Raw genomic sequence first — 20,656 nt, 5'->3', positions numbered from 1 at the left:
ATTTATTTTATAGCATTTTGACAAATAAACACCACATGGACAGTTGGCGAAATGTGGTCTGAATGCGATACTTGATCACATTCTGCCGCTACCGTCATGCCACCCGACATCTCCTATTACCGCTTCAGCGACTTGGTAGATCTGCCGTCGTTCACACGCGTGCTGGAGAGCTTTTTTCAGGCAACAGGTATTCCCAACGGGATCGTTGATGTGGACGGCAGTCTGTTGTCCATGGCAGCAGGCACCAATGCCTGTACCCAGTTTCATCGTACCCACCCACAGGCGGCAGTACGCTGCCGCGCAAGCAATCTGGCCATCATGCATGACCTGCGTGACGGCAGTGTGGCTGGTGGACTGTGCCACAACGGCTTGATGGATTACGCCACGCCAGTGGTGATCGAAGGCCGGCAAATGGCCACCCTGTTTTTGGGGCAGGTGCTGCACACACCGCCAGACACGGCCTTTTTCCGCGCGCAGGCGACCCAGTTTGGCTGGGATGAGGCGGCGTACCTGGCCGCCATTGCCGCTATTCCGGTCGTGGACAAGGCACGTCTGGAGGCGCTGATGGCCGTGATGGTCGAAATGGCGCACATGCTGGCCACCAGCGGCCTGGCGCGGCTGCGGCAAACAGTGCTGGAACGTGACCTGGGTGAACAAGCCGAGCGGCGCATCCAGCTGGAAGATATTCTGGAGTCCTCGCCCGTCGCCATCAGCTGGTCTGATGGTGAAAGCCGGATCGAGTACATCAACCACCAGTTCACACAGCTATTTGGCTATACCCTTGACGACTTGCCGAATCTGGAGACCTGGCATCAGCAAGCACACCCAGATGAACACTACCGGGCCACTGCCTTGCACGCCTGGATTCAGGCGGTGGCGCTGGCACGTCAGACTGGCACCCAGCCGCCTGAGCTGGAGGCTGACATCACCTGCAAAAACGGTGATGTGCGCCGTATCGTCGTACGTCCGGTGTGGGTGGGCCCGCGTCGGCTGGTGAGTTTCACCGACATCACCGAGCGCTGGATGAGTGAGCAGCGCGAACGGGCGCACGATGCCATGCTGGAAATGGTGGCCCGCGCAAGCCCGTTGAATGACATCCTCAACGGCATCGTGCGGCAAATCGAAGCAGAAGATAAAACCGCACGCTGCAGCGTTTTGCTGCTTTCTGCCGATGGGCAACACCTGCTGACCGGTGCCGCCCCCAGCCTGCCCGCTTTTTACAACGAGGCGATTCACGGCATTCAAATTGGCCTGGGGGTAGGCTCTTGCGGCACGGCGGCGTTTCTGGGCCAGCGCGTAATCGTCGAAGACATCACCACGCATGACTACTGGCAACCCTACCTTCCACTGGCGCAACAGGCCGGGTTGCGAGCCTGCTGGTCAGAGCCGATTCTTTCGTCACACGGCAAAGTCCTGGGAACCTTTGCCATCTACCATGGCGAGCCGACAAGTCCACAACAAGTCGACCTTGAACGGATTGCCTTTGCGTCCAACCTGGCCGCCGTTGCCATTGAAAACCGGCAGGCACACGATGAACTGGAACGCCGTGCCTATTCAGACTACCTGACAGGCCTGGCCAACCGGCGCTATTTTCTTGAACAGGCTGAAAAGGAACTCGAACGCACCCGCCGCTATGGGGGTGACCTGTCCATCCTGATGCTAGATGTGGATCACTTCAAACGGGTGAATGACACCTACGGCCACAAGGTGGGCGACATCGTGCTGCAAAAATTGGCACAAGTCTGCCTGGCATCGCTGCGCGACATCGACCTTATTGGGCGCATGGGGGGGGAAGAATTTGCCGTTTTGTTGCCACAAACCACGTGTGAACCGGCCCAACAAGCCGCCGAGCGTCTGCGTGCGTCACTGGCCGCCATTCGGATACCGTTACAAGGTGGGTTGCCACTGCATTTGACCGTCTCGTTCGGCGTGACCACATTGGCCGACAAGGATGCCAACATCGACACCCTGCTGAGCCAGGCCGACCAGGCGCTTTACCGGGCCAAGGCCGAAGGGCGCAACCGGGTCTGCCTGTATGTGCCGTGTGACGGTGAACCACCAACCACCCCAACCTGAGGGAGCCCCATACAAAACGGCCCGAAAAGGGCCGTTGGGGGGTGCATCAAGTGGGTATCGGGCTGATGCGTCCCGACCGGTGATCAACCGCCTTTTTTACAGCGTTTGCCGGGGTTTTTCTTGTTGTTGGTAGCTACGCCACGCTCCAGGCTACGCAGCTGGCCGTGGCCAGCGGTGTAACACACGCCTTTGGGGGCGACGGGACGAGGGGTAGCTTTGCGGTCAGCTTCGGTGCGGAATTCTTTGGCCATGAGTGGACTCCAATGGGGATGATAAAACGCGTGATTATCTCAGCACTTTCATGACTCCATGCCGATCAAGACATAGATGCCACAAATCACGTCTGTCAGTTCAGCAAAAATCCATCCACACCCTCATCCATCTCCTGCGCATCCACCATCGCATCAAACGCCGCACGGCTGGCCAGGGCTTCCGAGGTGTAGGGAATCAGCGGCTTGTCCAGCGGACGCAGTTTGTGGCGACGCAAGCCGCGCAACTGTTGCGAACGTTCCATGGTTTGCAACACACGCTCGGGCTCCATGATCAGGCTGAAGGGATTCAGGGTTTCAAGGGTGGTGGACATGGTGGACTCCTGCTGTTTCAAACACGATTTGCAACATGCAAAGCGTTGAAATGAACTGTATCCGTGCCGCATCAAAAGCTAAAGTCGGCGCAAGCCCCGATCTTGTGTCAGAAATTACCTGACACGCTGTCATCCCGACACCGCATCACAACACCCGACACCGCACACTTTTGCCCTTGACCTTGCCGGCATTGAGCTTTTGCATGGCTTGCTGCGCAATGTCGCGGTTGACCGCCACAAAGGTGGTGAACTCGGTCACATTGATCTTGCCAATTTGCTCGCGGCTGTAGCCCGCATCGGCGGTCAAGGCTCCCAGCACGTCACCGGGGCGGATTTTTTCCTTGCGGCCACCCAGAATCTGCAGCGTCACCATCGGTGGCAGCAAAGGGCCCTGGCCGGTGGGGGTGAGTTCCTCCACCTTGTGCCAGACCGAATCGTGCTTTTGGTACTGCTCGATCTTGCCCACCGCACCCATTTCATACATGGCAGCCAGGCTCAGGGCCAGGCCGGATTCACCGGCCCGCCCGGTACGGCCCACGCGGTGCACATGCACCTCGGGGTCGGGGGTGATGTCAACATTGATCACCGCACTCAGCTCCTTGATGTCAATGCCGCGGGAAGCCACGTCGGTGGCCACCAGCACCGAGGTACTGCGGTTGGCAAACTGCGCCAGCACCTGGTCGCGCTCGCGCTGCTCCAGCTCGCCATACAGCGCCTGTGCGCTGAAGCCTTGTTGTTGCAGATAAGTCACCAAATCCTTGCACTGTTGTTTGGTGTTGCAAAAAGCCAGCGTACTCTCTGGGCGAAAGTGGTTCAAAAGCTTGGCCACCACCTCGAAGCGGGTCGGGCGGGTCACCTCATAAAAACGTTGCTCGATCAGGCTCTGGGTTTTGGAGGCCTGTACCGTGATTTGCTCTGGCGTGCGCATGAATTGCCGCGCCAGCTTTTCAATGCCTTCCGGGTAAGTGGCTGAAAACAGCAGCGTCTGGCGCTCTGGCGGGCATTGTTTGGTGACGGTGGCAATGTCGTCAAAAAAGCCCATGTCCAACATGCGGTCGGCTTCATCCAGCACCAGGGTGTTGAGGGCTTCCAGGCTCAGGTAGCCGCGGGCCAGGTGATCCATCACCCGTCCCGGTGTGCCGACAATGATGTGTGCACCGTTTTCCAGTGAGGCCCGCTGGCCGCGCAAGGCCACGCCGCCGCACAGCGTGACCACCTTGATGTTGTCCAGCGCACGCGCCAGGCGGCGGATTTCCACCGTGACCTGATCCGCCAGCTCCCGTGTTGGGCATAACACCAGGGCTTGCACCGCAAAACGGCGCGGGTTCAGCCGCTCCAGCAAGGCCAGACCAAAGGCGGCGGTTTTGCCACTGCCGGTCTGGGCCTGGGCAATCAGGTCTTTGCCCGCCAGGGCGGTTGGCAAGCTGGCGGCCTGAATCGGGGTCATGCTGAGGTAACCCAATTGCTGCAAATTGTCCAGCGTGGCGGGGTGGAGAGGCAGGGTGCTGAAAGCGATGTTGTCGGTATGTGTCATGCACCAATTATCGATTCCCCAGGCTTTTCAACACCAAGCCTAAGCCCATCTGCCGCAATTGGGCAAAAATAGCCGGATTCAAACTGCTTCTGGAATCCCCATGACACACCTCTTGCATCGCCTCAGTCCCTGGCTGCTGGCCGCCACCCTGCTCACGGGCTGTGGCAGCGCGGTGATCAATCCGGTCAGCGGCCAGGCCGAACGCTCGGTCATGAGTGAGCAGGACGAGGTGACTCAAGGTGCCCAGGCGCACCAGCAGGTGCTGCAGGAATACGGCGTGGTGCGTGACGCACGGGTGCAAACCTATGTCAACAACCTGGGCCAGCGGCTGGCCAAGCTGTCACACCGCAACCAGCTGCAATGGCACTTTACCGTGCTCGATAGCCCCGAGATCAACGCCTTTGCCCTGCCCGGCGGATATGTGTATGTCACACGCGGCATCATGGCTTACCTGCAAACCGAGGCCGAGTTGGCGGGTGTCATAGGCCATGAAATTGGCCACGTGACGGCACGCCATGGTGCCCAGCGCGCCACTCGCCAGCAGGATGCCGGCCTGGGTGTGCTGGCTGCCAGCGTGCTGGGGGCGGTGCTGGAAAGCCAGGGTATCAGCGGGGCCGGGCGGCTAGCCAGTGACTTGTCGCAAACCGCTGCGGCGGGTTATGTGGCCTCTTACGGGCGCGATCAGGAATTGCAGGCCGACAGTCTGGGGGCCGAATACCTGGCCCGCAGCGCGTTTGACCCGCGCAACATGATCAACGTGATCGGGGCGCTGAAAGCCCAGGAGCGTTTTGCCCAGGATCAGGCCCGTGCGGCGGGCCGTGCCGCCCCCAGCGGCAACAGTTGGCTGGCCTCCCACCCCAGCAATGACCAGCGGCTGCAACAAATTACCCAACTGGCGGCCCAGTACAACGGCCACTACACCAGCGACGAAGGCCGCGCCCGTTACCAGCACATCACCCAAGGCTTGGCATTTGGTGAAAGCGCAGACCAGGGCTTGACGCGGGGCCAAAATTTTTACCACAGCGACCTGGGCATTGCCCTCACCGCGCCAGCCGGCTGGCACATTCAAAATGAACCGAGCCAACTGGCCCTGGTGAATGCCGCCGGGGATGCGGCGCTGATGGTGCAAGTGGCCCCACCCAAAGCGGGCAGCACCCATGACGAGGTGATCCGCAACCTGCTCAAACCCAGCCAGGGCCGTACCGAGCGCCTGAGCATCAATGGTTTAAACGCCACCCGCTTTGTCGGCAGCCGCGCCAGCGGTCAGGGTCAACAAGCCATCGAAGCCACCTTGGTCACCGGGCCGCGGCAAACGGTGTATGTGTTCACACCTGCTGCCAAAAATGCCGCTGCACTGCAGCAAGCCAGGGCGGCCATGGCACAGGCGCAAAACAGCTTTCGCGCCATGAGCGCGCAAGACCGTAGCGCGGCCAAACCCTGGACGCTGCAAATCAGCAGTTACCCCGCCGGGGGGTTTGCGCAACTGGCCCAGCACTCACCCCTGCCCCAGGCGGAGGCACAGCTGCGCCTGATCAACGGCTACTACGGTGGTGGTGAGCCCCGCATCGGGCAGCCGGTGAAAGTGGTGGAGTAATTAAGACCGCTATTTAATTTATAGCTTTTCACGCTTGATTGATAAGCGCTAGAGGCTTAAAACGCTTATAAAACGTCGCTATTCTCAACCCTCAAGCGAAATAAGCCGCCACAAAATCCTCAAAAGAGCCCGCCGACGCGGCCTCGGCCTGCTGCTGTGCCGCCAGCGAGGTCTGCACACTGGCTTTGAACTGATCCAGGCTTGCCGCACTGAGCCCCACCGCCTGCAGGCTCTGGGTATGTAGTTTGGACTGCTCAAACGCAAAGTTGAAGTAGCCCCCATGCGTCTTCACCGCCTCAAGCACCTGGGCGGAGGGTGTCAGCTCCGGCTGGTCAATGCGCTGGCGCAATTCTTCCATGGCCACCTGGTAACGGCGGGTGGCATAGGCGGCATCCAGCATGGCGGCATACGGGGCCATGTCGTCAAACAACTCATGCGCCAGCGTGCGCAGCGGCTGTTCGCGGTTGTGCACCAGCAACTGCAAATCGGGCTGGCGGCCACGGGTTACCACACGGTGTTTGTTCTCGTCGTTCTCACTCTGCTCGCGGCAGGTGATGGGGGGGCTGTCACGGAACAGGCACATCAGCAGCAGCACATCGGCAAACAGCGGTTGCTCGGGCGCAATGCCGATGTCAATAAACGGGTTCAAGTCAAACAGCCGCATTTCCACATACTGCACGCCCAGCTCGCGCAGCGCTTTGGCCGGGCGTTGCCCGTTGGGGGCAATCCGCTTGGGCCGCATCGGGGCGTAAAACTCGGCTTCAATTTGCAGCACGCTGTCGCTTAACTGCTTCCACTGCGTGCCCTCACGCACCCCCAGCTCGGTGTAATACGGGTCAGGGGTGCGAATCGCGGCTTCCAGGCCCTGGGTGTATTCGGCCAGCGAGTTGAAGCCAATGGCCAGTTTGTCCTGGGCATGGTTTTGGTAACCCAGATCACTCATGCGCAAACTGGTGGCATAGGGCCCGTACAAGGTGCCTGGAGCCAATTCGCTCAAGTCCGACGAATGGCCTTGCAGGAAAGACTGGCACAGCGCCGGTGAGGCCCCAAACAGGTAAGGCACCAACCAGCCATAGCGCAAAAAGTTGCGGATCAGGCCAAAGCTGCGGGTGTTGATGAAGTCCTGCAAGTCACCCTCACCGGGGCAGCAGTCACGCAGTGCCAGCCAGAATTCAGTGGGCAATGACCAGTTGTAATGCGCGCCGGCAATGGTCTGCATGGCGCGGCCGTAGCGCAGGCCCAGACCCTCGCGGTAGACCATCTTGAAACGTGCCTCGTTGGACGAGCCATAGTCGGCAATGGCAATCTCGGCATCGGTGCCAATCTTGCACGGCATGGAGCCGGCCCACAGGTATTCACCCCCCAGTTGCTGGGCGCTGAAGCGGTGAATGTCTTTCAAAAACGCCATCGGAAAAGCCGGATCGGTGGACGGCGGGGTGATGAACTCCAGCAAGGCTTCGGCATAGTCGGTGGTGATCCACGGGTGCGTCAGCTTGGCCCCCAGGGCGCTCGGGTGGGGCGTTTGAGCCAACTGGCCGACCCGATCCACCCGCAAACATTCGCGTTCAAAGCCACGGGTGATGCCGCTGAGCAGCTTCGCTTGTGAGGTTTCCGAAAACTGGCGAACAGCGCTACAACAGGTAAATTTCAACATAACGGGTTTCTGGCTTGAAGAATACGGTTTGCAAGTATGGCAGCTTTGACATGCCGATGTTCATGCACCTGACACGCCCCCATGAAACAATCCCCCCATGCCTTATTTACCCACATTCATTGCGCCCATGCGCTTTACCGATCCGGCCGCTGCCCTGACCCAGGCCCGCCTGATTTACGACAACAGCATTGCCCACCTGCGCCAGGCCATGCAACGCTATGTGGCAGGGGAAGAATTGCCCGGCCATGTGCGCGCCTGTTACCCGTTTGTGCGGGTGCAGACAGACACGGTGACGCGCCAGACCACGGCTGAGTCAGCCCGCCTGAGCTATGGGTTTGTGGCTGGCGCAGGCCGGTATGAAACCACCCTCACCCGCCCGGATTTGTTTGCCAAATACTACCTGGAGCAGTTCACCCTGCTGCTGGACAACCACGGCGTAGAGCTTGAAGTGGGCACCAGCAACCAGCCGATTCCGGTGCATTTCTCGTTTGCTGAAAACGACCATGTGGAAGGCGACCTGAGCCCACAGCGCCGCCAGTTGATGCGTGACGTGTTTGACCTGCCCGACCTGGCCGCCATGGACGATGGCATTGCCAACGGTACCTATGTGCCCCACCCGGGTGAGCCCCAACCCTTGTCACTGTTCACCGCCCCACGGGTGGACTATTCGCTGCAACGCCTGCGCCACTACACCGGCACCGCCCCCGAACACGTGCAGAACTTTGTGCTGTTCACCAATTACCAGTTCTACATTGACGAATTTATTGCCCTGGGCCATGCCGCCATGGCCAATGCCGCCAGTGACTACATCGCCTTTGTCGAGCCCGGTAACGTGATCACTCGCAAATTGGGGTCAGATCACAATTTTGCGACAGCAGAATTGGGCTCTGACCCCAATGTCTCCCAATCCCCACAAACCACCGGCACGCCCCCACCGCGCCTGCCGCAAATGCCGGCCTACCACCTGGTGCGGGCTGACGGCAGCGGCATCACCATGGTCAACATCGGTGTCGGCCCGGCCAATGCCAAAACCATCACCGACCACATCGCCGTGCTGCGACCCCACGCCTGGATTATGCTCGGCCACTGTGCCGGCCTGCGCAGCAGCCAGCAACTGGGCGACTACGTGCTGGCCCACGGCTATGTGCGTGAAGACCATGTGCTCGATGAAGAACTGCCGCTGTGGGTACCGGTGCCAGCCCTGGCTGAAATCCAAGTGGCACTGGCCAACGCCGTGTCACAAGTCACCCAGCTCAAAGGGCCGGAGCTCAAAAGCATCATGCGCACCGGCACGGTGGCCAGCACCGACAACCGCAACTGGGAACTGCTGCCCGACAACGGCCCGCAACGCCGCTTCAGCCAAAGCCGCGCCGTGGCGCTGGACATGGAAAGCGCCACCATCGCCGCCAACGGTTTCCGCTTTCGCGTGCCCTACGGCACCTTGCTGTGCGTGAGTGACAAACCCCTGCACGGCGAGATCAAACTCCCCGGCATGGCCAACCACTTCTACCGCGAGCGGGTCGACCAGCACCTGCGCATCGGCATCCGTGCGCTGGAGCTGCTGCGCGAAGAAGGTGTGGACCAGCTCCACAGCCGCAAATTACGCAGTTTTGCCGAGGTGGCGTTTCAATAGGTCTGCCGGAGTTTGGCGACTAAACTGAGCCTTCATGTAAAAAAGTCGCGACTATTTTTCATTTCATCGTGTTCGTGGTGCGCCCGTGGATATGCACTACATCCGCACCAAGGACGAGGCCGAGGTGGACTTTTGCCTGAGCCAGGGCGACACGCTCACGCATCTGGCGGAATGCAAACTGTCAGATGCCAAGCCGCACCGCGCGCTGAACCGGTTTGCCGAGCAGTGGCCGCAGGCGCAGGCGGTGCAGTTGCTGCGTGAATGCAAGGCCGAGGCCGATATTGGCCGCCTGCAACTGCGTGATGCCGCACCCTGGCCGGCGGCGCTTGAGGTGTGATAAAAATAGCCTGTAGGCCTTGAAATATAAGCGCAAACAGCTATTCATAACATAGCAATTACAAGCTATCCGATGGCGCAGAGCGATGTCCCGCAAACTACTGCAGCATTCTGTTCAACAGCCAAGTCCCTGCCGGGCCAAGCGAAGCGGTACGGGACCAAATGGCATCAACCGCCACCTGCCTGGGCCAGCCACGCACGCGCAGCTCGGTCAGCGAGTCTGCAGCAAACCGGTTGACCAGCCAGCGAGGAAGTGGTGTCCAGCCAAAACCGCGCTGCGCCATTTCCATCAGCATCAAATAACTCGGTGCCGACCATGATTGGCCACGCCTGGGCCGCTCCAGAGAATTCAAAACCGTGGCCAGACGCAATTCCCGAAAATCAGCCAGCGTATCGGCGTTGATTTCCGCCATGCTGGCGAGTGGATGCGTCCGGGCCACATAAAGTGATATTTCGGCGCGCTCAGCCACGGTGGATGCACCGATGTCTGGGGCATATTGGGCTTGCGCCTCGACAAACCCGATCTGCGCACGACCGCTTTGCACCAGGGCCAGCAAATCGTCGCATTCTGCAATCAAGCATTCCAGTTCAAGGTTCGGGTACCGAAGCTCAAATTCAGCCATGGCAGTCTCAAAACGGTCTGACTGGTAGGTGTCCGACAGCACCACGCTCACCCGTGCTTCAAGGCCTTGCGACAGCTCCTGAGCTGCATGCTCAAGCTTGTTTTGGGTGGCCAACACCGCCTCCACATGGCGCAGCACCACCTGACCATGCTCAGTCAAGACCGGTTTGCGATGCGTGCGGTCAAAAAGAACCAGACCCAGATCAATTTCCAGGTTGGCAATGCTGGTGCTGATCGAAGACTGGCTCTTGCCAAGCTTGCGTGCCACCGCAGAGAAAGACCCCAGCGCCACCGCCTGCGCAAAGACCTGAAGGGCATCTAAAGACAACATGTTCTATCTGTATTTCCGATGGATTCCATCTTTTTGATTTCGATTTAAACGGAGATGATAGCCAGCATGCCCACCAAAGTGCACACACACCCATCACCATGACGAATGAAAAATCCACCACCGAGCGGCTTCTTCAAGCCTTGGGGTATGAAGCCCTTGCCATCGGACTCTGCACCCCCCTGTTTGCCTGGCTCATGCACACACCTTGGCTCAGCATGGGAGCGCTGACCCTGGCCAATTGCATCATGGCGCTGGTCTGGAATGTGGTGTTCAACGCCGGTTTTGATCGCGTGCAAAGCCGCATGGGGTTCAGCACATCTGTGGTCACCCGTGCCGTGCACGCGGTTCTTTTTGAGGGCGGACTGATGCTGGTCGGCTTGCCCCTGGCGGCGTGGTGGTTGGACATCAGCCTGATGTCCGCTGCTATGTTTGAAGCAGGGCTGTTGCTATTTTTCTTGCCCTATACCTACATCTACCATTGGATGTATGACTGGCTGCGCAAGGCTGTCGTTGCCCGAACTTAAGCACCCGGTCAGCAGGTCTGAAATGGGCATTGGCAAGGTCTTTTGACAAAAAAACTGATCCTTGTCATCCCACCGGCCCAGTCAACTTGACACAATGGCACGCAGCCCATCCAGAATGGGTTCGCAACGTTGTTGCACTAAGGAGATGATCATGACCAAGGCATCGATAACTGCACTGATCACGTCGGCCCTGCTGTTGAGTGGCTGTGCCGTGGAGGTGGAAAACACTCAAGCAGCTCAGGAACTCGCGCAACGCGCCAAACCGCCCGGCTCGGTCTATGCCGGTTGGCGGGTGTTTCAGGACAAATGCGCGAGCTGCCACGGGACGGCGGCCTCCGGCACGGTGGGAGCCCCTGACCTGCTGCCCCGAGTGCGCGACATGAACCCGCGCCAGTTTGTGAATCTGGTGCTCACCCGCTACGACTGGGGGCAGGCGCTGGCGCAAGCCAGCCGCGATCAGGCCGCGCGGGAAACCCTGGTAGACAGCCTTCTTCAGCGCAAGGGCTACATGCTGACCATGCCCGCCTGGCAAGGCGAGCCCGGCGTGAATGCCCACATTCTGGATGTGTATGCCTATCTATCGGCACGCGCCGACGGCACACAAGGCCCGGATCGTCCGGTGCGATAGACGAGTACTCTACATTTGATAGCTACTCACGCAATATTCATCTGCGCTAGTAGCCAATTTCATTTACAAAAATCAAGCCCAAGGCAGATTTCAGGCTTCTGGCTGCAACCGGTAGCCCACAGCGGTTTCGGTCAGCAAGTGCCTGGGTTGTGCCGGGTCAGCTTCCAGCTTTTGCCGCAGATGTCCCATGTAGATGCGCAGGTAGTGACTTTGCTCGGAATGTGACGGCCCCCACACCTCACGCAGCAGTTGTTTGTGAGTCATGACCCGGCCGGTATTGGCGATCAGGGTGGACAAGAGGCGGTATTCAATCGGGGTCAGGTGCACCTCGGAGCCCGCACGCCGCACGATCCGGGTCTGCTGGTTAACCTCGACTTCTCCAAACTTGAAGACGTGGCCAAATGCCCCAACGGCATCGGGCGCAGAGGCCGCACCCGCGCCACGTTGCCTGCGCACATTGGCGCGCACCCGGGCCAGCAGTTCACCAATACCAAAGGGTTTGGTGAGGTAATCGTCGGCACCAGCATCCAGTGCGGCAATTTTGTCGAACTCTTCAGTGCGAGCCGACAGCACCAGAATGGGCACGCTGCTCCAGCTGCGTACATCGCGGATGAGTTCAAGGCCATCACCGTCGGGCAAGCCCAAATCAACCACCAGCAAATCGGGTTGACGCGTTGCGGCATCGGCCAGCCCCTGCCTGATCGTGGCGGCTTCATGCACCCGCCAACCTTCCGCCTCCAGCGCGGCACGCACAAAACGGCGGATTTGCGGTTCGTCTTCAATCAAAACGGCAACAGGTTGTGACATGGCTGGTGGCTCAAGAGAGAGTCAGGCGGGTTCCGGGGCTGGCATGGCAGGGGGCTCTGTTCGAGGCAGTGTGACAGTAAATTCTGCACCACCACCAAGGGCTTGTGCGGCCAAAATCTGTCCCCCATGGGCTTCCACAATGGCCTTGCAAATGGCAAGCCCCAATCCTACGCCGCGTTTGCTGGACTCGTTTTCACCGCGGGTGAATTTGGCGAACAGGTCAATTTCCTTGCCTTTCACGCTGGTGGGCAAGCCGGGGCCAAAATCCCGGACCTTCACCTCAAGAGAATCAACGTGCACCAAGGCACTCACCAGTATGGCCGGGTGTTCACCGCTTGGAGGGGTGCCATATTTGGCGGCATTTTCCAGCAGATTCACCAACACACGCTCCATCAGCGCCGCATCAAACTCCACCAGCGGCAAGTCCTCTGGAATCACGGTGTGCACCGACAGCCCGGTCAGGCTATGGCGTGCCGCGCGGATGGCGCTGCCCACCACTTCTTCGACCGATTGCCAGTCTTTGTGAAGTTCAATCTGGCCACTGTCAAGTTTGGCCATCTCCAACAGGTTGGTCACCAAGGCACTGAGTTCATGGGCTTCGATGCCGATGGCCTGGGCCGACTCGCGCTGAGCCGCGGTCAGCGGGATCGATGCCGCCAGGGCCTCGGCTTGTCCGATCAGTGCCGTCAAGGGTGTGCGAACGTCATGCGACATGGCTGCCAGCAGGGTGTTCCTGAGCCGTTCCGACTCCATTTGCACCACCGCTGCTTGTGCAATGTCCACATAGTGCACCCGCTCCAGGGCAATGGCAATTTGTCTGGCCAGGGTTTCCAGTTGCTGGATTTGTTCCGGGATCAGCAACCAGCGGGCTTGCGCCGGACGCAACGCCAGCACCCCGCGAACCCGCATGGGCGCACGCAACGGCACATAGTGCCAGGCATTGGATGGCAGGGTCGAGGTGCACAAGCCAGCGCGTTGCTCGTGGTGAAACGCCCAGTCCGCAATGCTGGCATCCATGCCGTTGCGCAAGTTGACATCCACACACAGTTGGTCATTGGCATCGGTCAACAGCACCCGCGCCTCGCCACCAAAGCTGCGCTTGACTGCCGCCTCACCCAGCTCCACCACCTGCACGGTTTGCAGGGCCGCAGACAAGTCCCGCGTGAGTTCAAACAGCGCGTGGGCTCGCCGCTCACGGCTGGCCGATACGTTGGCAGAGAAGCTCAAATTGGCCGTCAGCTGGCCAATCAGCAGCCCCACCCCCAGCATGACCACAAAGGTCACCAGGTATTGCACGTCACTGACGGCAAAAGAAAACCGGGGTGGCACATAAAAGAAATCAAACGCCGCTACCGACAACACGGCCGCCAGCATCGACGGCCCGCGGCCCAGTTTGACGGCTACCCCCACCACGCCCAGCAGGAACAGCATGACGATGTTGGTCAGGTCCAGCGAGTCCCGCAATGGCGCGGTGAGCAGCGTGGTCAGCAGGCATACCGCAGCAGACCACACGTAACGCGGCCAGGTGTCCTTCCAGGCAGCGATCTCGGATTCTTCGTGGGCGGGCCGTGGAATGGTCGAGTTCAGACGGCGAACACTTTCTGCCGCACCAACTTCCACAATGTCCACCGTAGGATCCAGTGTGGCCAATTGACGTGTCACCGTGGGTGTGATGGCTCGCAACACTTGCCACGGGTGTGGTGTAGGTCGCCCCACGACCAAGGTAGCGCAATTCAGTGTCTGGGCATGGCGCAGCAATGCTGGAGCCACATGCTCACCTGTCAGCACAGCCGTGCCGCCGCCCAGCTCCTCGGCCAATTTGAGCACCGCCAGCGTGTGATCACGTGCAGATGCCGGACGGCGCTGCAGCGCCGGGGTTTCGACATAAGCGGCGTACCAGCGTACATTGAGCTGCCCGGCCAGCCGCACCGCACTTCTGACGGCATGTTCGGCCCCTTCATGGGGACCGACACAAACCAGCAGAGCACCCGAAGTATTCCAGGCAGGCGCACCCCTCACCTTGTTGTTGAGTGCGTTCTGGATGTGCTGCGAGCGGTAAGTACGTACATCGTCGCCCACATGCTCGGCGGTGCGCCGCAGGGCAATTTCCCGCAGGGCAATCAGGTTGCCTTTGCGGAAAAAGTTCTGTGCGGCGCGTTCGGCCTGGTGCGGCACGTAGACCTTACCCGCCTTCAGGCGGGTGAGTAATTCATCAGCCGTGACATCCACCAGCACAATCTCGTCGGCCCGATCCAGCACCGTGTCGGGCACCGTCTCGTTGATGCGTACGCCGGTGATGGTGCCCACCGTGCCATTGAGGCTTTCCAGGTGCTGCACATTCAAGGCGGTCCAGACCTCGATGCCGGCATCAAGCAGTTCCTCAATGTCTTGCCAGCGTTTGGGATGCCGGGAACCGGGGGCGTTGCTGTGGGCCAGCTCGTCCACCAGCAAAATGGCCGGGTGGGCGGCCAGCGCTGCGTCCAGATCAAATTCATGCAGTGTCTGTTGGCGGTAGGGCAGCGGGCGCTGCGGCAATTGCCTCAGGCCATTAAGCAGGTTGGCTGTTTCCTGACGGCCATGGGTTTCAATCAGGCCCACCAGAACGTCTTGCCCGGCCTGCACGGCCCGCTGCGCTGCATCCAGCATGGCAAAAGTTTTGCCAACGCCAGCGCTGGCCCCGAAATAAATACGCAACTTGCCACGTTGCTGCTCGCGTTCGCTTTCGCGAATTTCCGCCAGCAGGGCATCGGGGTCGGGGCGTGAATCTGTAGGGATGGCCATGGCTGGAGTATGCAATCAATGCAAGGCTTCAATGGCCAGGTTCAACTGAAGCACATTCACCACTGGCTCACCCAGAATACTAAGCAGCGGGCGTTGGGTGGCTTGTTCGATGAGGGCCTGTACCTTGTCCAGCGGTAGATTTCTGGCTTGGGCGACACGCTTGGCCTGATACTGCGCTGCTGCCGGACTGATGTGTGGGTCCAGCCCGCTGGCCGAGGCCGTGACCAGGTCGACCGGAATGGCGGCCATATTGCCGGGGTCAGCCGCACGCAAGGCCGCGACACGTGCCTTCACCGCATCGGTCAGTGCCGGGTTCAGCGGGCCCTGGTTGGAGCCGCCTGAAGCACTGGCGTTGTAGGGCATCGGGCCAGTGGCCGAGGGGCGGCCCCAGAAGTGCGCCGGGCTGCTGAAGTTTTGCCCGATCAGCGCCGAGCCCACGGGCTTGCCGTCACGCAGCAGCAGACTGCCGTGGGCCTGCGTGGAGAACACGCTTTGTGCCAGACCGGTGACCAGCAAGGGGTACACCACGCCAGTCAACAATGTGAGCACTATGAACAATACCAGTGCGGGGCGGAGGTTGTTTTTCATGAAAAGTCCTTGGAGTTCACGTCAGTTGCAGGGCCACCAACAGCAGGTCAATGAGCTTGATGCCGACAAACGGCACCATCAGTCCACCCAGCCCATAAATCGCCAGATTGCGGCGCAACAGGGCAGCCGCACCCACCGGGCGGTACTTCACACCTTTGAGCGCCAGCGGAATCAGGAACATGATGATCAGCGCGTTGAAAATCACCGCCGACAAAATGGCCGAATTCGGGCTGCCGAGCTGCATCACGTTCAGTGCACCCAACTGCGGGTAGGTCGAGACAAAAATCGCCGGGATGATGGCGAAGTATTTGGCCACGTCGTTGGCGATGGAAAACGTGGTGAGCGAGCCACGGGTCATCAGCAAGGCCTTGCCGGTCTCCACCACCTCCAGCAGCTTGGTCGGGTTGGAGTCCAGGTCGACCATGTTGCCGGCTTCTTTGGCGGCCTGGGTGCCGCTGTTCATGGCCACCGCCACATCGGCCTGGGCCAGCGCGGGGGCATCGTTGGTGCCGTCGCCGGTCATCGCCACCAGGCGGCCCTCGGCCTGGTACTGACGAATCAGCTTGAGCTTGTCTTCAGGCGTGGCTTCAGCCAAAAAGTCGTCCACCCCGGCCTCGGCGGCAATCGCCGAAGCGGTCAGGCGGTTGTCGCCGGTGATCATCACGGTCTTGATGCCCATGCGGCGCAGCTCGCCAAAGCGCTCCTTGATGCCGGCTTTGACAATGTCCTTGAGCTCCACAATGCCCAGCACCTGCTTGCCATCGGCCACGGCCAGAGGGGTGCTGCCACGGCGGGCCACGTCGTCAGAGGCGCGCACCACCTCGGCGGGCACGCTGCCACCCAGGGACTCCACATGTTTGCGAATCGCCTCCACCGCGCCCTTGCGTAATTGGCGTGTGCTGCCGTCGGCGTGGGTGACATCCATGCCGCTCATGCGGGTCTGGGCGGTGAAGGCCACCTCTTGTGTGTTGCCGGTCAAAGCATCTTTGAGACCCAAGCGCTGAGCCAGAACAACCACACTGCGTCCCTCGGGTGTGCCGTCGGCCATGGAGGCCTGCATGGCACACAGAGCCAGTTGGGCTTCGGTCAGGCCGGGGGCGGGCAAAAAGGCGGCGGCCTGGCGGTTGCCGTGCGTGATGGTGCCGGTTTTGTCCAGCAGCAGCACGTCCACGTCACCCGCGGCTTCGACCGCGCGGCCTGAGGTGGCAATCACATTGGCCTGCATCATGCGGCTCATGCCGGCCACCCCCACGGCGGACAGCAAGCCGCCAATGGTGGTGGGGATCAGGCACACCAGCAAAGCAATCAGCGCGGTGATGCTGACCACCGTGCCCGAGCCTGCGGCTTGCACGCTGAAGATGGAAAACGGCAGCAGCGTGACCGTGACCACCAGAAACACAATGGTCAAAGCCACCAGCAAAATCGTCAGCGCAATTTCATTGGGCGTTTTCTGGCGCTTGGCCCCTTCAACCATGCTGATCATGCGGTCCAGAAACGACTCGCCCGGGTTCACCGTGATGCGAACCACCAGCCAGTCTGACAACACCCGCGTGCCGCCGGTGACGGAAGAAAAGTCGCCGCCGGACTCGCGCACCACCGGGGCGGATTCGCCGGTGATGGCACTCTCGTCCACCGTGGCCACACCTTGAATCACATCGCCATCCAGTGGAATCATCTCACCGGCATCCACCAGCACCACATCACCCTTGCGCAGGTTTTCGGCTTGTTCCGGTAACCAGGTGGAGCCATGCACCGGGTCTTTGAGCTTTTTGGCCCAGGTGCTTTGCTTCAGGCCGCGCAGTGAGGCCGACTGGGCCTTGGCCCGGCCTTCGGCCAGACTTTCGGCAAAATTGGCAAACAGCACGGTGAACCACAGCCAAGCCGAAATGGTCAGGATAAAGCCGCTGTCTTGCTGGGCTTGCAAGCCCAGCAGTGTGGTGACGATGCTGCCCAGGTAGACCACAAACATCACCGGGTTGCGCCATTGCACCGCCGGGCTGAGTTTGGCAAAAGAGGCCCGCACGGCAGGCTTGAGCAGCACCGGGTCGAGCAGGGTCAGGGTTGTTTTTTTCTTCATGATGAATACTCGTTTTGTGAGGTTCAAGCCGCAGGCCAGAGCATCAAATGCTCCACCACCGGCCCCAAAGCCAAGGCGGGCACATAGTTCAACAAACCCACCAGCAACACCGTGCCAATCAGCAAAAACACAAACAGCGGGCCATGCGTGGGCATGGTGCCGGCGGTGACCGGCAGGCGTTTTTTGCTGGCCAATGCACCGGCAATCGCCAGCACCGGCACGATCACGCCAAAGCGCCCCAGCCACATGACGATGCCGAGCAGCGTGTTGTAAAACGGCGTGTTGGCAGACAGCCCGGCAAAGGCGCTGCCGTTGTTGTTGGCGGCAGAACTTAGCGCATACAGAATTTCAGAGAACCCATGTGCGCCGGGGTTGGCAATACCGGCCTGGCCCGCGCCAGCCATCACGGCGATGGCCGTACCGGCCAGCACCAGAATCGGGGTCACCAAAATAGCGATGGAGGTGAGCTTCATCTCATGTACCTCGATCTTCTTGCCCAGGTATTCCGGCGTGCGGCCGATCATCAAACCGGCAATAAACACCGCCAGAATGGCAAAAATCAGCATGCCATACAGGCCACTGCCAACACCGCCAAACACCACCTCGCCCAGTTGCATCATCACGATAGGCACCATGCCCCCCAGTGGGGTGAAAGAGTCGTGCATGGCATTCACCGCGCCACACGATGCGGCGGTGGTGATGGTGGCAAACAGGGTGGAGGCGTTGATGCCAAAGCGGGCTTCCTTGCCTTCCATATTGCCGCCGCTCTGCAGCGCACTGCTGGTTTGATCCACACCCAGGGGGGTTAGCAGCGGGTTGCCCGCCTGTTCTGCCGGTGTGATGGCCATGACGGCCACCACGAAGATCAGCGTCATGGCTGCCAGCACCGCCCAGCCCTGGCGCAGGTCACCCACCTCACGCCCAAAGGCAAAACACAGTGCGGTGGGGATCAAAAAAATCGCCAGCATCTGCAGAAAGTTGGTCAGCGCATTCGGATTTTCATAGGGGTGGGCCGAATTGGCGTTGAAGAAACCTCCGCCGTTGGTGCCGATCATCTTGATGGCTTCTTGCGAGGCCACAGGGCCCATGGCCAGCGTTTGTTTGTCGGTCTTCTGGTCTTCCATAACCGGGTTACCTTGCGCATCTTTCAAGGCTTGGCCATCGGCACCCATCTTGGCAGTCTGGTAGCTGGTGGCTTCCAGTGTGTTCACCTCCTGGTAAGCACCAAAATTCTGGACGACCCCCTGGCCCGCCAGAAACAGCGCAAACACCAGCGACAAGGGCAGCAGCAACCACAGCGTCAGGCGCGTGATGTCCACCCAAAAATTGCCAATCACCCCGGTGGACTTGGCCGCAAAGCCGCGAATCAGCGCCAAAGCCACGGCGATGCCGGTGGCCGCCGAGAAGAAGTTTTGCACCGCCAGCGCCAGCATCTGCGTGAAGTAGCTCATGGTGGACTCACCGCCATAACCTTGCCAATTGGTGTTGGAGACAAAACTGATGGCGGTGTTGAATGCCGAGTCGGGCGACACGGCGGCCATGTCCGACGGGTTCAGCGGCAGCCAGGCTTGCCAGCGTTGCAACAGGTACACCACCAGCACCCCCAGCGTGTTGAACGCCAGCAACGCCAAGGCGTACTGCGACCAGTTCATGGCACTGTCTTTGGACGTGCCGGCCAGCCGGTACAGGGGAGATTCGACACGCTGCATCCAGCTTGGCAGTTGGCCCGTGCTGATGCGGCTCAACCAGAGGCCCAGTGGCCAGGCAGCCAGCAGCAAGAGGGCAAGAAACAAGGCCAACAGGCCCCAGGCAGAGCTACTCATCAAAACTCCTCCGCGCGAATCAGCGCATAGACAAGATAAGCCAGCAGCAAGGCGGCGCAAGTGGCCCCCAAGCCGTAAATGACGGGCAGACTGATCATGATTTTCCCCTGATAGATGGTTCAAGGCGCTCAAAGCCCCGGATGAATAAGACCATGATTCCCCAGAGTAGTCCAGCGCCAAGCGCAAATACGATGTCCATTCACTGCTCTCCTGTTAAAAAACAATAGGAGAAGCATATTTTTTGGAGCGTAAAGATGGGGAAGAAAGAACGTGCCAGGGCGTAAAAAAAGCGTAAAAACCAGCACGTTGACACTCATAACGCTGCATTCACCACGCCTTGAATTTGTTCCGCCAAAACACAAGACCAAACAGAACCGATGCGGCAGATCACACCCAGGAAAACCTGGTTACTGAAAGGTGTCGGTAGCGTTGAGCATAGACAACCCTTCACATATTTGTGCGATTCACAACGCAGCGCTGCATTCCTAACATAGGTGGTCATCTCGATTTTGGGGTGTTTTTTTACAAGGAAAGAAGTTCACGCATGTCACACTCAAAACTCTGCTGGGTCGCTTGCACCGGCGCTCTGGTGATCCTCACTGCTTGCGGCGGCGGCAGCGATTCAGCATCCACTTCAAACACATCCGGCAATACCAACGTCGCCGATCCGGTAGACAAATATGAAGGCACATGGAGCGCATGCCTCACTGTAAAAAGTGGAGGGTCCGACCAAAATACCATCACAGCCACCAAAACCAGTGCCGCAACCATCAACTTCAGTGGTCAGGACATTTACTACACCTCGGCAGACTGCACAGGTACCCCCGCCGATACCGTTCCAAGTTCGGCCCAAGCCACACATGTGGGAACCAAACAAATTGGCACCGACACAGTCGACAAGTGGAACGTCCAGGCCCCACTCACCACCTTCAAAACAGTGACCTTGGTTGCCAATGGCCAAATCACGTTTGGACTTAACGCAAGCGATGGCGGAGCGGTAGATGCAGAGGGCTTCCCCACCACTTGGGACATGACGCTGAACAAAAAGTAACCCCCTTTGGTCCA

The 20,656-nt window shown here is 59.8% G+C and carries 18 protein-coding genes; 7 read left to right on the top strand and 11 right to left on the bottom strand.

All coding sequences use genetic code 11. From position 1 onward, the window contains the following. Window positions 1-96: 96 nt before the first annotated feature. Window positions 97-2,076 (top strand): diguanylate cyclase, encoded by a 1,980-nt coding sequence (locus tag LDN84_RS04615; protein ID WP_223909157.1) that lies wholly within the window; start codon window positions 97-99, stop codon window positions 2,074-2,076. Window positions 2,077-2,159: 83 nt separating this feature from the next. Here the strand turns inward: LDN84_RS04615 and LDN84_RS04610 are convergent, their stop codons facing one another. The 3 genes from LDN84_RS04610 to dbpA form a co-directional block, all read right to left on the bottom strand. Then, on the bottom strand, window positions 2,160-2,327 hold the full coding sequence (locus tag LDN84_RS04610) for a hypothetical protein (RefSeq protein ID WP_223909156.1): 168 nt from the start codon (window positions 2,325-2,327) through the stop codon (window positions 2,160-2,162). A gap of 95 nt (window positions 2,328-2,422) precedes the next feature. Continuing rightward, window positions 2,423-2,659 (bottom strand): hypothetical protein, encoded by a 237-nt coding sequence (locus LDN84_RS04605; protein ID WP_223909150.1) that lies wholly within the window; start codon window positions 2,657-2,659, stop codon window positions 2,423-2,425. 145 nt (window positions 2,660-2,804) lie between these two features. Continuing rightward, complete coding sequence (gene dbpA, locus LDN84_RS04600) at window positions 2,805-4,193, bottom strand: ATP-dependent RNA helicase DbpA (protein WP_223909147.1); 1,389 nt, start codon at window positions 4,191-4,193, stop codon at window positions 2,805-2,807. Window positions 4,194-4,293: 100 nt separating this feature from the next. On the opposite strand from dbpA, the gene LDN84_RS04595 reads away from it, so the two are divergent. Then, on the top strand, window positions 4,294-5,787 hold the full coding sequence (locus LDN84_RS04595) for a M48 family metalloprotease (protein WP_223909140.1): 1,494 nt from the start codon (window positions 4,294-4,296) through the stop codon (window positions 5,785-5,787). A gap of 91 nt (window positions 5,788-5,878) precedes the next feature. Here the strand turns inward: LDN84_RS04595 and gshA are convergent, their stop codons facing one another. Then, the gene (gene gshA / locus LDN84_RS04590; protein ID WP_223909137.1) at window positions 5,879-7,441 is read right to left on the bottom strand and encodes a glutamate--cysteine ligase; all 1,563 of its coding nucleotides are present in this window, start codon (window positions 7,439-7,441) and stop codon (window positions 5,879-5,881) included. Between the two features lie 97 nt (window positions 7,442-7,538). Between gshA and LDN84_RS04585 the strand changes: the two genes are divergently transcribed. Next, window positions 7,539-9,074, top strand: a complete 1,536-nt coding sequence (locus LDN84_RS04585) for an AMP nucleosidase (RefSeq protein ID WP_223909133.1) — start codon at window positions 7,539-7,541, stop codon at window positions 9,072-9,074. 85 nt (window positions 9,075-9,159) lie between these two features. Beyond that, the gene (locus LDN84_RS04580; RefSeq protein ID WP_223909131.1) at window positions 9,160-9,411 is read left to right on the top strand and encodes a hypothetical protein; all 252 of its coding nucleotides are present in this window, start codon (window positions 9,160-9,162) and stop codon (window positions 9,409-9,411) included. Between the two features lie 97 nt (window positions 9,412-9,508). Here the strand turns inward: LDN84_RS04580 and LDN84_RS04575 are convergent, their stop codons facing one another. Continuing rightward, on the bottom strand, window positions 9,509-10,363 hold the full coding sequence (locus LDN84_RS04575) for a LysR family transcriptional regulator (RefSeq protein ID WP_223909128.1): 855 nt from the start codon (window positions 10,361-10,363) through the stop codon (window positions 9,509-9,511). Between the two features lie 98 nt (window positions 10,364-10,461). On the opposite strand from LDN84_RS04575, the gene LDN84_RS04570 reads away from it, so the two are divergent. Continuing rightward, window positions 10,462-10,887: a multidrug/biocide efflux PACE transporter gene (locus LDN84_RS04570; RefSeq protein WP_223909126.1), complete on the top strand. Its 426-nt coding sequence runs from the start codon at window positions 10,462-10,464 to the stop codon at window positions 10,885-10,887. Between the two features lie 151 nt (window positions 10,888-11,038). Then, window positions 11,039-11,515 (top strand): c-type cytochrome, encoded by a 477-nt coding sequence (locus LDN84_RS04565; protein WP_223909122.1) that lies wholly within the window; start codon window positions 11,039-11,041, stop codon window positions 11,513-11,515. Between the two features lie 90 nt (window positions 11,516-11,605). Here LDN84_RS04565 and kdpE read toward each other — a convergent pair whose 3' ends face one another. From kdpE to LDN84_RS04535, 6 genes are read right to left on the bottom strand one after another with little or no spacing between them, the layout of a single operon-like run. After that, window positions 11,606-12,322 carry a two-component system response regulator KdpE gene (gene kdpE, locus LDN84_RS04560; RefSeq protein ID WP_223909120.1) on the bottom strand — a complete coding sequence of 239 codons (717 nt, stop codon included), beginning with the start codon at window positions 12,320-12,322 and terminating at the stop codon, window positions 11,606-11,608. 21 nt (window positions 12,323-12,343) lie between these two features. Beyond that, complete coding sequence (locus LDN84_RS04555; RefSeq protein ID WP_223909117.1) at window positions 12,344-15,103, bottom strand: DUF4118 domain-containing protein; 2,760 nt, start codon at window positions 15,101-15,103, stop codon at window positions 12,344-12,346. 15 nt (window positions 15,104-15,118) lie between these two features. After that, window positions 15,119-15,691, bottom strand: coding sequence for a potassium-transporting ATPase subunit KdpC (gene kdpC, locus LDN84_RS04550; protein WP_223909114.1), 573 nt, complete (start codon window positions 15,689-15,691; stop codon window positions 15,119-15,121). A gap of 16 nt (window positions 15,692-15,707) precedes the next feature. Continuing rightward, window positions 15,708-17,768, bottom strand: a complete 2,061-nt coding sequence (gene kdpB / locus LDN84_RS04545) for a potassium-transporting ATPase subunit KdpB (RefSeq protein WP_223909107.1) — start codon at window positions 17,766-17,768, stop codon at window positions 15,708-15,710. A 23-nt stretch (window positions 17,769-17,791) separates the two neighbouring features. After that, window positions 17,792-19,591 carry a potassium-transporting ATPase subunit KdpA gene (gene kdpA / locus LDN84_RS04540; protein ID WP_223909104.1) on the bottom strand — a complete coding sequence of 600 codons (1,800 nt, stop codon included), beginning with the start codon at window positions 19,589-19,591 and terminating at the stop codon, window positions 17,792-17,794. Then, a complete protein-coding gene (locus LDN84_RS04535) occupies window positions 19,591-19,689 on the bottom strand; it encodes a potassium-transporting ATPase subunit F (protein WP_223909102.1) in 99 nt (32 codons plus the stop codon). The genes kdpA and LDN84_RS04535 overlap by 1 nt, the downstream gene beginning before the upstream one ends. 446 nt (window positions 19,690-20,135) lie before the next feature. Here LDN84_RS04535 and LDN84_RS04530 point away from each other — a divergent pair, with 446 nt between their 5' ends. After that, window positions 20,136-20,642: a hypothetical protein gene (locus LDN84_RS04530; protein ID WP_223909096.1), complete on the top strand. Its 507-nt coding sequence runs from the start codon at window positions 20,136-20,138 to the stop codon at window positions 20,640-20,642. Window positions 20,643-20,656 lie beyond the last annotated feature (14 nt).

The organism is Rhodoferax lithotrophicus (assembly GCF_019973615.1).
Classification (GTDB): domain Bacteria; phylum Pseudomonadota; class Gammaproteobacteria; order Burkholderiales; family Burkholderiaceae_C; genus Rhodoferax; species Rhodoferax lithotrophicus.
This window is presented reverse-complemented; position numbering and strand designations above follow the sequence as displayed.